Origin of the sequence: Mycobacterium sp. D16Q16 (genome assembly GCF_002013745.1) — a bacterium.
GTDB lineage: Bacteria > Actinomycetota > Actinomycetes > Mycobacteriales > Mycobacteriaceae > Mycobacterium.
Genome location: NZ_MAEY01000019.1, coordinates 95,510 through 108,058 on the forward strand (window position 1 = coordinate 95,510; position 12,549 = coordinate 108,058).

Sequence of the window (12,549 nt, forward strand, 5' to 3'; positions counted from 1 at the left end):
TTAGAGCAGGGGCCCACCCGCGGCGATCGCCGACATCTGGGCGAACTGCTCACCGTCCAGGGAGGCGCCGCCCACCAGCGCACCGTCGACATCGTCTTGCGCGATCAGTTCGCCCACGTTCTTGGCATTGGCTGAGCCGCCGTACAGGACGCGCACCGAGGCGGCCACCGAGGCGTTCGCGATCTGGGCCAGCTCGGCACGGATCGCGGCACACACCTCCTGCGCATCCGCCGCACTGGCCACCCGGCCGGTGCCAATCGCCCATACCGGCTCATAGGCGATGACGACCTTCTCGATTTGGTCCGCACTGAGCCCGGCCAGCGACCCACGCAAGGAGTCCACGTTGTACTGGACGTGGTCCCCCGCTTCGCGGATGTCGAGAGCCTCACCAATGCAGACGATCGGAGTCAGGCCGTGCTTGAGCGCCGCAGCGGCCTTGGCAGCGACCAGCGCATCATCCTCGGCGTGGTACTGACGACGCTCGGAGTGCCCGACCACGACGTAGGTGACCCCCAGCTTCGCCAGAAATGCGCCGCTGATCTCACCGGTGTAGGCACCCGAGTCGTATACCGACAAGTCCTGGGCGCCATAGGTAAGACGCAGCTTGTCCCCGTCGACCAGGGTCTGCACACTCCGGATATCGGTGAACGGCGGAATGACCGTCACGTCCACCTTGTCGAAGTACTTGTCCGGCAACGAGAACGCAATCTTTTGCACCAGAGCGATGGCCTCGAAGTGATTGAGGTTCATCTTCCAGTTGCCGGCGATCAGCGGCTTACGCGACATGCGGGGCTCCCCTAGTCCTCTAATACGTCGATGCCCGGAAGCGCCTTGCCTTCAAGGTATTCCAGGGATGCACCACCACCGGTGGAGATGTGCGAGAAGCCGTCGTCCGGCAGGTCCAGCGCACGCACCGCGGCCGCCGAATCACCACCGCCGACCACGCTGAACGCGCCCTTCTCGGTGGCCGCGATGATCGCCTCGGCGACACCCCGGGTTCCGGCGGCGAAAGCCGGGAACTCGAAGACACCCATGGGACCGTTCCAGAAGATGGTCTTGGCATTCGACAGCACGGCTGTGAATCGCTTCACCGACTCCGGCCCGATGTCCAGGCCCATTTTGCCTTCTGGAATAGCGTCCGCGGCAACGATTTCCGACGGTGAATCGGCGGCGAACTCGTCCGCAGCCACGATGTCCATCGGCAGATGGATCACATCGGCATAGGTATCGAGCAGCCGCTTGCAGGTGTCCACCATCTCCGGCTGCACCAGCGACTTGCCCACCGGCAGCCCCTGCGCGGCCAGGAATGTGAAGCACATCCCGCCGCCGATCACCAGGCTGTCGGCCTTGGTGGCCAGCGATTCGATGACCGCCAGTTTGTCCGAGACCTTCGACCCGCCAAGCACCACCGCGTACGGACGCTCGGTGGACTCGGACAGCCGCTTGAGCACCTCGACCTCGGCAGCCACCAGACCACCGGCGTAATGCGGCAGCAGGGTCGCCACGTCGTAGACGGAGGCCTGCTTGCGATGCACCACACCGAAACCGTCGGAGACGAACGCACCGTCGGTACCCGTTGGGCCGCCCACCAATTCGGCGAGCTCCTGGGCAAGCGCCAGCCGCTGTGCGTCGTCCTTGCTGGTCTCGCGCGGATCGAACCGAATGTTCTCCAACAGGAGCACGTCGCCATCGGTAAGGCCTTCGGCGCGCGCCAGCGCATCGGTGCCGACGACATCGCCGGCGACCTGTACGTGCTGACCCAGCAGTTCGCCGAGCGCGGCACCCACGGGAGCCAGCGACAACCCGGGATCCGGCTTGCCGTCGGGGCGGCCCAGGTGTGCGGTGACGATGACCTTGGCCCCCGCACCCGCGAGCGCGCGGATGGTCGGGACCGACGCCACGATGCGGCCGGGGTCGGTGATGTTGAGATTGTCATCGAGCGGGACGTTCAGGTCCGACCGGACCAGCACGCCCTTGCCCGAAACTCCCTCTGCCAGCAGATCGTTGAGGGACTTGATCGCCATCGTTACAGCGACTTGCCGACCAGGCCGACCAGGTCGACCAGGCGGTTCGAGTAGCCCCACTCGTTGTCGTACCAGGAGACCACCTTGGCCTGGTTGTCGATCACCTTGGTCAGCCCCGCGTCGAAGATCGAGCTGTGCGGGTCGGTGACGATGTCCGAGGACACGATCGGCGCGTCGTAGTACTTCAGGATGCCCTTGAGCTTGCCCTCCGCGGCGGCCTTCATGGCGGCGTTGATGTCGGCGGCGCTGGCGGCCTTGGCAAGCTCCACGGTGAGGTCGGTCGCCGAACCTGTGGGGATCGGCACGCGCAGGGCGTAGCCATCGAGCTTGCCCTTGAGCTCGGGCAGCACCAGCCCGATGGCCTTGGCGGCGCCGGTCGAGGTCGGCACGATGTTCAGGGCGGCGGCGCGGGCGCGGCGCAGGTCGCTGTGCGGGCCGTCCTGCAGGTTCTGGTCCTGGGTGTAGGCGTGGATGGTGGTCATCAGGCCCTTGACGATGCCGAACTCGTCGTTGAGCACCTTGGCCAGCGGTCCGAGGCAGTTCGTGGTGCACGAGGCGTTGGAGATGATGTTCTGGCTGCCGTCGTACTTGTCGTCGTTGACGCCCAGCACGATGGTGATGTCCTCATCACTGGCGGGCGCGGAGATGATGACCTTCTTGGCGCCGGCGTCCAGGTGGCCCTGCGCCTTGTCACGCTTGGTGAAGATGCCGGTCGATTCGACGACGACATCGACACCCAGGTCACCCCACGGCAGCGCCGCCGGTCCTTCGCGGACCTCGAGGGCCTTGATCTTGTGGTCGCCGACAACGATCGTGTCGTCGCCTTCCAGGCTGACGTCGTACGGAAGCCGACCCAGGATGGAGTCGAATTTCAGCAGGTGGGCCAGGGTGGCGTTATCGGTCAGGTCATTGACCGCGACAATCTCGATGTCGGTGTTAATCCCTTGAGCCTTCTGCGCGTCCAGTGCCCGAAAGAAGTTCCGGCCGATCCGGCCAAACCCGTTTACGCCTACCCGGACAGTCACGTAGCGCTCCCTCTTGTCTGTTTGATATGTGGTGTACCCGTTATCGGGACTCACATTAGCCCAGGGGGTGAGCCACTTCGTCCCGGCCCAGTCGCGCCAATGCGTGGGCGGCGACCGCCAGAACCAGCGGCGCTATCCCGGCGATGATGAACACTGCGGTATTGCCGATCAGGTGAGCCACCGGCACGACCAATGCGAAGGACGCCGGCAACCCCACCAGCGAGACGAAGAAGTCCATGCTGGCGGCGCGGCCCAGCATCTCCTCGGGCACCCGGCGCTGCATGAGGGTGCCCCAGATGACATTGGCTGCCTGCATGGTTCCGCCGACGATGATCATCGCCACGATGATGGTCCACAGGTGCCCGGTGAATCCTATGAGCACCAGCGGCAGCGACCCGGCACCCCACATCAGGATCATCACGGTCAGATACCGGCGTGCCAGGGGCAGTGAGGACACCACGAATGAGCCCACCGCACCCGCGATACCGAACAACGCCAACACCGTGGCATGCGAACCCGGATCACCGCCGTGATCACGAATCACGAACGGCAGCAGGATTTCAATGGGGCCGACCACCACCAGCACATAGCCGATCGCGAAGAGAAGCGTCGCGAAGAACCAGCCGGTGCGCACCATGTATCTAAATCCGTCGAGGAGATCGGTGGCCGCGCGTTGGAGCGGATGCTCGTCGACGCTCGTCGGCACCGGCTCATGCCGATGCCGAATGAGAGCCAGGCAGCCGACGGCGATCACGATGAGGACGCCCTCGGTCAAGAACACCCCGCCGGGCGCCCATGCATTGACGATTGTGGCGCCGATCGCGGGGCCCAAGGCCAGTTGCACCGTGGGTCGCAGCACCCCTTCGATCCCATTGGCGGCCAACAGTTCGTCATGTGGCAGCAGGCTCGGCAGCAGTGCGGTGTACGACGGGATGTAAAGGCCTTCGGAGATCCCGAACAGCAGCGACGTCACGCCAAGATGCCAGATCTGCAGGCTGCCGGTCAGGGCCAGCAGCGCCGTGACGAACATAATCGAGGCCTGCACGATCAGCGAGCAGCGCATTACCCACAGCTTGGGCAGCCGGTCCGCGGCCACGCCCGCGGGCAACACACTGATCAGCAGTCCGATGCTGAACATGGTGCCCGCCACGGCCACCTGTCCCGGCCCCATGCCCATCCGGATGACCTGCCACACCAGTGCCACGGTCCACATGCCATTGCCCAGCAGGGTCACGGCCAGGCCGAGCGTCAGCAGTCGATAATCGCGATGCCGCAGTGGACGCAGCGCGCGCGGAAGTCGGGTGCCCTGATGGTGTGGTTCCTCGCCCGAAGAGTCCTCAGGGTTTTTCCCAAGGACCCCTTCGGTTTTCACCTGCTTAGCGAAGTCCACTGCCCCAGAGTACGAAAGCGCTCCGACAATTCGCCATCGGTTTTTGCCTGCCGCCGGTGGACTGGCTAGGCCTCTTCGAGCAGCTCCGGGGTCACCGCGGACTCGGTATCGGGAATGCCGTCGGTCTTGGCCTTACGATCAGCCATCGACAACAATCGCCGAATGCGTCCTGCGACAGCATCTTTGGTCATCACCGGCTCGGCGAGACGGCCCAGCTCCTCAAGCGATGCCTGACGGTGCTCGACGCGCAACTTTCCGGCCGCCGCGAGATGATCCGGCACCGTGTCACCAAGGATTTCCAGCGCCCGCTCCACCCGGGCGGCGGCAGCGACCGCCGCACGCGCGGATCTGCGCAGGTTCGCGTCATCGAAATTGGCGAGCCGGTTCGCCGTTGCCCGCACCTCACGGCGCATCCGGCGCTCTTCCCAGGTCAGTCGGGTGTCCTGGGCGCCCATCCGGGTGAGCAGGGCACCGATGGCCTCGCCGTCACGTACCACCACGCGATCGCTGCCCCGGACCTCGCGCGCTTTGGCACTCACACCAAGCCGCCGAGCCGCGCCCACTAATGCCAGCGCGGCCTCGGGACCCGGGCAGCTGACCTCCAGTGCCGAGGACCTGCCGGGTTCCGTTAGTGAGCCGTGTGCCAGGAAGGCACCACGCCACGCGGCCTCGGCATCGGCCACGCTGCCGCCGACCACCTGGGCGGGCAGCCCGCGCACCGGGCGACCCCGCAGGTCGAGCAGACCTGTTTGTCGCGCCAACGCTTCGCCATCTTTGGCGACACGGACCACATAACGCGTTGTCTTGCGGATACCGCCCGCGGACAACACGTGCACCACGGCGTTGTAGCCGTACAGATCGAAGATGTCCTTGCGCAGGCGCCGCGCGATGCTGCCCTGGTCGACCTCGGCCTCGACGACAACCCGCCCGCTGACGATATGCAGTCCGCCGGCGAACCGCAGCAGCGACGCGACCTCGGCGCGGCGGCTACTGACCTGAGTCACCACCAGGCGGCTCAGTTCGTCCTTGACCTCGGCGGTCATCGCCACGGGGCGTCCCCTCTCTGGATTCCATGCTGTGTGCTCCCGCCCCCCGCTGCCAGGCGCACCGTGGATTCGGCATCTGTTTCCGCGGCCGCGGCCGCACTACCCGTCCGTACTCGATCCAAGACCGCCGACAGTTTCGCAGGGTCATGTAAATGTGTACCAGGACGCGAGACATCAGCGAATTGAACCTGCGCATTGAACAAGGCGGCTGCCCTGGTCAGGTGGTCGCGTTCGGTGTCATCTGCAGACGCAGATTCGACGACGATGTCATGCACACCGAACTCGGGAGCGTGTTGCGAGAGTACGTGCAAATGACGCTCCGCGGAAAAGCCCGCGGTCTCCCCCGGTTCCGGGGCAAGGTTCAAGATCAGGGCCTTGCGAGCCCGGGTCTGCTGCAAGGCGGCGAAAAGGTCGGGCACCAGCACGTGTGGGATAACACTCGTGAACCACGACCCGGGCCCTAAAACCACCAGGTCGGCGGCCATAATGGCCTCCACTGCCTGCCGGGTGGCGGGTGGATTACCCGGGTGCATACGCACCCGCCGCACCTTGCCCGGTGTGGTTGCCAATGCCACCTGCCCGCGGATCACCCGGCTCATCCGCGGGTCGGACTCCAAGCCGGACACGTCAGCCTCGATCTGCAGCGGAATCGGACACATCGGCAGCACCCGCCCGGTGATGCCGAGCATGCGTCCCATCTCGTCGAGCGCGGTGACCGGATCAGCGAGCATGTCGGTGAGTCCGGCCAGGATCAAGTTGCCGATCGGATGCCCCGCCAGTCCACCGCTGCCGCCGAGCCGGTGCTGAATGGCCGTGGCCCACATGCGCCCGCGCGGACTGTCGGAGGCGAGCGCCGCCAAGGCCATGCGCAGATCACCGGGCGGCACGATCCCCAGCTCCGAGCGGATTCGCCCGGACGACCCGCCGTCGTCGGAGACCGTCACCACGGCGGTGATGTCGTGGGTAAGCCGTCGCGCCGCCGACAGCGTCGCGTAGAGGCCGTGCCCCCCGCCGAGGGCGACGATGCGGGGTTCACGTCGCGCGAAATGGGGCTGATCGGTGTCGGGGTTCATTCGCGCCCCAGGTCGCGGTGCAACACCCGCACCGACAGGCCCTCATCGGGCGCCATGGAAGCGGCCAGCGCCTCGGCTATCGCGACACTGCGATGCTTACCGCCTGTACAGCCGACCGCGATTGTCATGTAGCGCTTTCCCTCTCGCCGGTAACCGTCGATGACGAGGTTCAGCAGCCGATGGTAGGTGTCCAAGAACTCGTCCGCACCGGGTTGGCTCAACACGTACTGACTGACCGATGGGTGCTGACCGGTGTGCGGCCGCAGCTCATCCACCCAGTGCGGGTTCGGTAGAAATCGGACGTCAACGACCATATCGGCATCCATCGGCAGCCCATATTTGAATCCAAAAGATTCCACGGTGACGCTCAGATGCGCCACCATCTCGGTGCTGAAGGCGCGCTCGATAGCAGCACGCAGCGCAGGCACCGGAAGTGATGAGGTGTCGATGACCAGATCCGCTGAGGCCCGGATCGGTGAGAGCAGTATGCGTTCGGCGGCGATGCCCTCGGCCAGCGTCTGACCGCCCTGCAACGGGTGGCTACGCCGGTTCTGTTCGTAGCGGCGCACCAGGCTTTCGTCGGAGGCCTCCAGGAAGAGCACCCGTGGGCTGATACCCCGGGTGGCCAGGTCGGCACGCACCGACTCCAGATTTCCGGTGAAGCCCCGAGACCGCACGTCCATCACCACGGCAAGCTGCGTGATGCGTGAACCGGCGGCAAGTCCCAGGTCCACCATGCGCGTGATCAGCTCGGGCGGCAGATTGTCCGCGACGTACCACCCCAGGTCCTCGAGCACCTTGGCGGTCGTGCCCCGGCCCGCGCCCGATAGACCGGTGACCAGCACGACGTCGATATCGGCGTTCACGGTCTCATGAGGGGGGTGGAGTGTCATCGACTCCATTTTCGACCATGGCGGGCAACGGCGCGTCGGTTGCCCCGGAAGTGGCACCTGAAGTGTCAGGACCGACGAGTGCCTCGCGTACCGCGAGCGCGGTGGCCGCACCAATACCCGGAACCGCGGTGATCTCTTCGACGCTGGCCTTCTTGAGCTGCGCCACCGAACCGAAATGCGAGACGAGCGCGGCCCGGCGCGCCTCCCCTAGCCCGGGTATGCCGTCCAGTACCGAGGCAGTCATCCGCCGGGACCGCTTGCTGCGATGGAACGTGATCGCGAATCGGTGCGCCTCGTCGCGCACACGCTGCAGTAGGTAGAGCGCCTGACTTGTCCGCGGCAGGATCACCGGATCCGCCTCGCCCGGCACCCACACCTCTTCGAGCCGCTTGGCCAATCCGATGACCGCGACATCGGTGACACCCAGCTCGCTCAACTCAGCGGCGGCCGCGTTGACCTGGGGCGCACCACCGTCGACTACGAAAAGATTTGGCGGATAGGCGAACTTTCGTGATCGGCCTTCCGGAGCCGCGACGCCGGCGACATCCAACGCAGGAGCCGCGACGCCGGCGACATCCACCCCCGGATCCCTGGCCTGGTGAATCTGGGCGTCGTGCATATGCCGCGCGAATCGCCGGCGGGTGACCTCCGCGATAGAGGCGACGTCATCGGAACGCCCGTCGCCGGCAGCCTCCCTGATGCTGTAGTGGCGATAATCCGATCGTCGGGATAGGCCGTCCTCGAAGACCACCAGCGAGGCCACCACATCGGTGCCCTGGACATGGCTGATATCGATGCACTCGATGCGTAGCGGCGCCTGCTCGAGACCCAGCGCATCCTGAAGCTCCTGCAATGCCGCCGATCTGGTGGTGAGATCGCCCGCACGCTTGAGCTTGTGCTGCGAAAGTGCCTCTTTCGCGTTGCGCTCCACCGTTTCAGCGAGGGCCTTTTTGTCACCGCGCTGCGGTACCCGCAACGAGACCCGAGAACCGCGCAGACCAGTCAACCACGAGGTCATCCCCTCGGCGTCGCGCGGCAGCACGGGCACCAGGACCTCACGTGGCACGGGCGCCACATCGGCATCCGTATCGGCGACATGGGCGAGATCGGCCTGATCGCCGTAGAACTGTGTGAGGAACTGCTCGACGAGTCCTTCAAGATCCGAATCGCCTGGGTCACCAGTCTTTTCGACAATCCATCCGCGCTGGCCGCGAACTCGCCCACCGCGCACGTGGAAAACTTGCACGGCGGCTTCCAGCTCGTCATCGGCGAATGCCACCACATCGGCATCGGTGCCGTCACCGAACACCACGGTCTGTCGCTCCAGAGCGCGCTGCAGCGCCGAGATATTGTCCCGCAGCCGCGCCGCCCGCTCAAAATTGAGTTCCTGGGCGGCATGGTTCATTTCGCGTTCCATGTCACGAGCCAGACGATCCGTCTTACCCGACAGGAAGTCGCAGAAATCCAGAACGATCTCGCGATGCTCTTCGGCGCTTACCCGTCCAACACAGGGCGCCGAGCACTTTTCGATGTAGCCGAGTAGACACGGCCGATCAATCTGTTTGTGCCGCTTGAACACTCCATTGGAACACGTGCGCGCAGGGAAAACCCGGGTGAGCAGATCGAGTGTTTCCCTGATGGCCCACGCGTGCGAGTACGGACCGAAGTAACGCACTCCCTTGCGGCGGGGCCCGCGGTAGACGAACAGCCGCGGGTACTCCTCGTTGAGCGTGACGGCAAGCACCGGATACGACTTGTCATCGCGGTATCGGACGTTGAATCGCGGATCGAATTCCTTGATCCAGTTGTATTCGAGCTGCAGGGCTTCGACCTCGGTGCCCACCACGGTCCATTCCACGCTGCCCGCGGTGGTGACCATCTGCCGGGTACGCGGATGCAGACTCGCGACATCGGCGAAGTACGAGGTGAGCCGGCTACGAAGGCTCTTGGCCTTGCCCACGTAGATGACCCGTCCGTGCGGATCGCGGAATCGATAGACCCCCGGCTCGACGGGTATCGAGCCGGGAGCCGGTCGATAGGTCGAGGGATCGGGCACATATCCAGGCTAGTCGGGGGCTCTGACGCCCGAACTCATCGATAGACACGCGGCGCCTTTCGGCAATCCGCTACCCTCAGGGGGTACCTCAACCAAGGGGCGAAGGAGCGGCAACGGTGCGTAGATTGCCCACGGGGCTGATATCCGTGTTCGCCGCCGCGGCGACAGGTCTGTCCCTCATCACCGCGATACATGCCCTGGCCGGTCCGTCCAACGATGCCGATGCCGTGATCAACAGCTTGCAGTCCAGTGGATATCGCGTGACCGTGACGAGAATCGGTTCGGGCCATCCTGACAACTGCGTCGTCCAATCCGTTAATCAGCAGTCACCGGTCTCCAATGTGGCCAGTGCGCGCGATATGCGTAACAGGCCGACATCGGTTCCCGTGTCTACCAAGGTCGCTCACGTCACACTGGCGTGCTGACAGATAGGACGATGGATGAGAAACAGCGTTGGCTCCCTGGCCATTGCCATGGTGACGATGACCGGAATCGCCCTGTCGCCCGCGATCGCCGCGGCTGATCCCGATACCCCGGCACCCACACCGAATTCTGAGACCGCCCCCCGGACAGCGATACTTCCCGTCTTCGCGCAGGAGGGCATCAAGGTCAGGACCGGCAAGCCCGGCGAGCTGCTGACGATTCATTTGCCCGAGGACGCTCCCCTGCTGCCCGCGGAATGGAGCGCCGACGGCGAGGCCACCTACCGGTCTTCCGATACCGACTTCACCGTGACGCCTCTCGTCGACGGCGGCGAGTACTTCACCATCGTGAAGAAGAACCCGTCCGACGCGTTCGACTACAACCTGCGCCTCGGACTGCCCACAGGCACGCACTGGGTGCGTCATGGCACCACATTGCTCATCGAATCCGATGGCGCGGGCCCCGATCAGCCGGCGCTGTTGGTCGGAATGTTCGCATCGCCCAGGGTGACCACGGTCAAGGGCACCGACATACCCTTAACCGTCCAGATCGATCCCAATGGCGACGCCACGCTTTCGGCCCGGAGCCCTGAGCTCGTCAACACGCCCGTCGAAATCGGCTTCTCCCACCACCCGGTGGATACCGCCCCGTAACCGCTAACGTGATGGAACTGTGAGGACTCTGTCGAGACTGCTGGCCATCCCCTCGATCGCTCTCCTCACCGCCGCAGGTTGCTCGACTGATCACGCGACGCGCCCGGGTGCCGGATCCGAACCGTGCAGCATCGTCACCAACGGCATCCCGGTGGCGAAATCCGCTGTCGCCGACACCACAACCCCACGTGATATCTCCACCAATCCCGAGGTAGCCACCGGTTACCGCAAAGGCATGTCGGCGGTTCGTACCGCGAGTTTTGCCGTCGCGACGGCCAACCCGCTGGCCACCCAGGCGGCATGCCGGGTACTGCGCGACGGCGGCCAGGCGGCGGACGCACTGATTGCCGCACAAACCGTGCTCGGCCTGGTCGAACCGCAATCCTCTGGTATCGGCGGCGGCGGCTTCCTCGTGTACTACGACGCCCGGACGGGGGCGGTACACGCATACGACGGCCGAGAGGTCGCGCCCGCGGCGGCCACGGAGAATTATCTGCGCTGGATCGATGATGCCGACAGGGGCGAGCCCAGACCCGATGCACGATCATCGGGCCGTTCGATCGGGGTGCCCGGCATTATCCGCATGCTCCATGACGCCCATGCCGCGCATGGCACCGTTCCATGGCGCGACTTGTTCACTTCGGCAGTCCAATTGGCGGATGAAGGCTTCGACATCAGCCCTCGTCTTGCTGCCGCGATCAGCGACTCGGCGCCTGGCCTTGCCCTCGACCAGGAGGCGGGCACCTACTTTCTCAATCCGGATGGATCAGCGAAGTCCCCGGGGACAAAGCTCACCAACCCCGCCTACGCGAAAACCCTTGGCGCTATTGCCACCGAGGGACCGGACGCCTTCTACCGGGGGGCGATCGCCGAGGATATCGTCGCCGCGGCGGCAGATACCTCGGCGGGACGCACCCCGAGCCTGATGACGACGGCCGATCTCTCCGGGTACACGGCGAAGAAGCGCGAATCCCTCTGCACCACATACCGCGATCACGAAATCTGCGGCATGCCGGCGCCGTCCTCGGGTGGTATCGCCGTCGCCGCCACCCTGGGCGTGTTGCAGAACTTTCCGATGGCCTCCTACCGGCCTACGGACGTCGACCTCGACGGAGGCAGGCCCACGGTCGACGGAGTGCACTACATTGCTGAGGCAGAACGGCTGGCCTACGCGGATCGCGACAAGTATGTCGCCGACACCGATTTCGTAGCCCTCCCGGACAATTCACCGAACACCCTGCTCAACGCGACCTACCTGACCGGGCGCGCCAAACTGATCTCCGGCGAGAAGACGATGGGCACCGCCAAACCCGGCGACTTCAATGTGCCGGCGTCGGCGGCCGTGTCCACCCCGGAACACGGCACCAGCCAGGTGACCGTCGTCGATGCGCAGGGCAACGCCGCATCGCTCACCACCACAGTCGAATCCGCGTTCGGCTCCTATCACATGGTCGACGGCTTCATCCTCAACAACCAGCTCACTGACTTCTCTGCCGAGCCGGTGGGTAAGGACGGACTCCCGATTGCCAATCGGCTGCAACCAGGCAAACGGCCACGTAGTTCCATGGCACCCACCCTGGTCTTCGAACGCACGGAGTCCGGTAAGCGTGGTGCGTTGCTGCTCGCGCTCGGATCGCCGGGTGGTGCGGTAATCATCCAATTTGTGGTGAAAACCCTTGTCGGCATATTGGACTGGGGCCTCGATCCCCAGCAGGCGGTATCCATGGTCGACTTCGGTGCCAACAATTCCCGCAAGACCAACGTCGGCGGCGAGCACCCCAATATCGATGCCCGAGACAACGGCGCCAACGATCCGTTGGTCCAAGGGCTGCGTAGCCGCGGTCATACCGTAGATGTTGCCGACCAGTCCAGTGGCCTGTCGGCTCTGGTGCGGCGGGGCCCGGGGTGGATCGGCGGGGCGGATCCACGCCGTGAGGGCCTCGTCATGGGCGATACGGGCTAAGGA

The 12,549-nt window shown here is 65.1% G+C and carries 11 protein-coding genes; 3 read left to right on the plus strand and 8 right to left on the minus strand.

Translation table 11 applies throughout. The features are described from left to right. The 8 genes from tpiA to uvrC all read right to left on the minus strand — a co-directional run bounded on the left by tpiA (position 1) and on the right by uvrC (position 9,507). Complete coding sequence (gene tpiA, locus B4394_RS18430) at positions 1-786, minus strand: triose-phosphate isomerase (protein WP_078315904.1); 786 nt, start codon at positions 784-786, stop codon at positions 1-3. 11 nt (positions 787-797) lie between these two features. Continuing rightward, complete coding sequence (locus tag B4394_RS18435; RefSeq protein WP_078315905.1) at positions 798-2,024, minus strand: phosphoglycerate kinase; 1,227 nt, start codon at positions 2,022-2,024, stop codon at positions 798-800. Positions 2,025-2,026: 2 nt separating this feature from the next. Then, complete coding sequence (gene gap / locus B4394_RS18440) at positions 2,027-3,049, minus strand: type I glyceraldehyde-3-phosphate dehydrogenase (protein ID WP_078295684.1); 1,023 nt, start codon at positions 3,047-3,049, stop codon at positions 2,027-2,029. 55 nt (positions 3,050-3,104) lie between these two features. Continuing rightward, positions 3,105-4,325: an MFS transporter gene (locus tag B4394_RS18445; protein WP_078312075.1), complete on the minus strand. Its 1,221-nt coding sequence runs from the start codon at positions 4,323-4,325 to the stop codon at positions 3,105-3,107. Positions 4,326-4,504: 179 nt separating this feature from the next. After that, on the minus strand, positions 4,505-5,482 hold the full coding sequence (gene whiA, locus B4394_RS18450) for a DNA-binding protein WhiA (RefSeq protein ID WP_139360298.1): 978 nt from the start codon (positions 5,480-5,482) through the stop codon (positions 4,505-4,507). Beyond that, positions 5,479-6,558, minus strand: coding sequence for a gluconeogenesis factor YvcK family protein (locus tag B4394_RS18455; RefSeq protein WP_078311935.1), 1,080 nt, complete (start codon positions 6,556-6,558; stop codon positions 5,479-5,481). Before B4394_RS18455 ends, whiA begins: the two co-directional genes overlap by 4 nt. Beyond that, positions 6,555-7,460, minus strand: a complete 906-nt coding sequence (rapZ, locus tag B4394_RS18460; RefSeq protein ID WP_078311933.1) for an RNase adapter RapZ — start codon at positions 7,458-7,460, stop codon at positions 6,555-6,557. The genes B4394_RS18455 and rapZ overlap by 4 nt, the downstream gene beginning before the upstream one ends. Next, positions 7,429-9,507, minus strand: coding sequence for an excinuclease ABC subunit UvrC (uvrC, locus tag B4394_RS18465; protein ID WP_078311931.1), 2,079 nt, complete (start codon positions 9,505-9,507; stop codon positions 7,429-7,431). The genes rapZ and uvrC overlap by 32 nt, the downstream gene beginning before the upstream one ends. A 125-nt stretch (positions 9,508-9,632) precedes the next feature. Here uvrC and B4394_RS18470 point away from each other — a divergent pair, with 125 nt between their 5' ends. From B4394_RS18470 to B4394_RS18480, 3 genes are read left to right on the plus strand one after another with little or no spacing between them, the layout of a single operon-like run. Continuing rightward, on the plus strand, positions 9,633-9,932 hold the full coding sequence (locus B4394_RS18470) for a hypothetical protein (RefSeq protein WP_286142113.1): 300 nt from the start codon (positions 9,633-9,635) through the stop codon (positions 9,930-9,932). A 15-nt stretch (positions 9,933-9,947) separates the two neighbouring features. Further along, positions 9,948-10,583: a hypothetical protein gene (locus B4394_RS18475; protein ID WP_078315906.1), complete on the plus strand. Its 636-nt coding sequence runs from the start codon at positions 9,948-9,950 to the stop codon at positions 10,581-10,583. Between the two features lie 19 nt (positions 10,584-10,602). After that, complete coding sequence (locus B4394_RS18480; protein WP_078315907.1) at positions 10,603-12,546, plus strand: gamma-glutamyltransferase family protein; 1,944 nt, start codon at positions 10,603-10,605, stop codon at positions 12,544-12,546. Positions 12,547-12,549: the final 3 nt, after the last annotated feature.

Excerpts from the sequence above, each read along its gene's own strand:
- tpiA (WP_078315904.1), bottom strand. The coding sequence starts at position 786 with ATGTCGCGTAAGCCGCTGATCGCCGGCAACTGGAAGATGAACCTCAAT.
- B4394_RS18435 (WP_078315905.1), bottom strand. The coding sequence starts at position 2,024 with ATGGCGATCAAGTCCCTCAACGATCTGCTGGCAGAGGGAGTTTCGGGC.
- whiA (WP_139360298.1), bottom strand. The coding sequence starts at position 5,482 with ATGACCGCCGAGGTCAAGGACGAACTGAGCCGCCTGGTGGTGACTCAG.
- B4394_RS18455 (WP_078311935.1), bottom strand. The coding sequence starts at position 6,558 with ATGAACCCCGACACCGATCAGCCCCATTTCGCGCGACGTGAACCCCGC.
- rapZ (WP_078311933.1), bottom strand. The coding sequence starts at position 7,460 with ATGGAGTCGATGACACTCCACCCCCCTCATGAGACCGTGAACGCCGAT.
- B4394_RS18475 (WP_078315906.1), top strand. The coding sequence starts at position 9,948 with ATGAGAAACAGCGTTGGCTCCCTGGCCATTGCCATGGTGACGATGACC.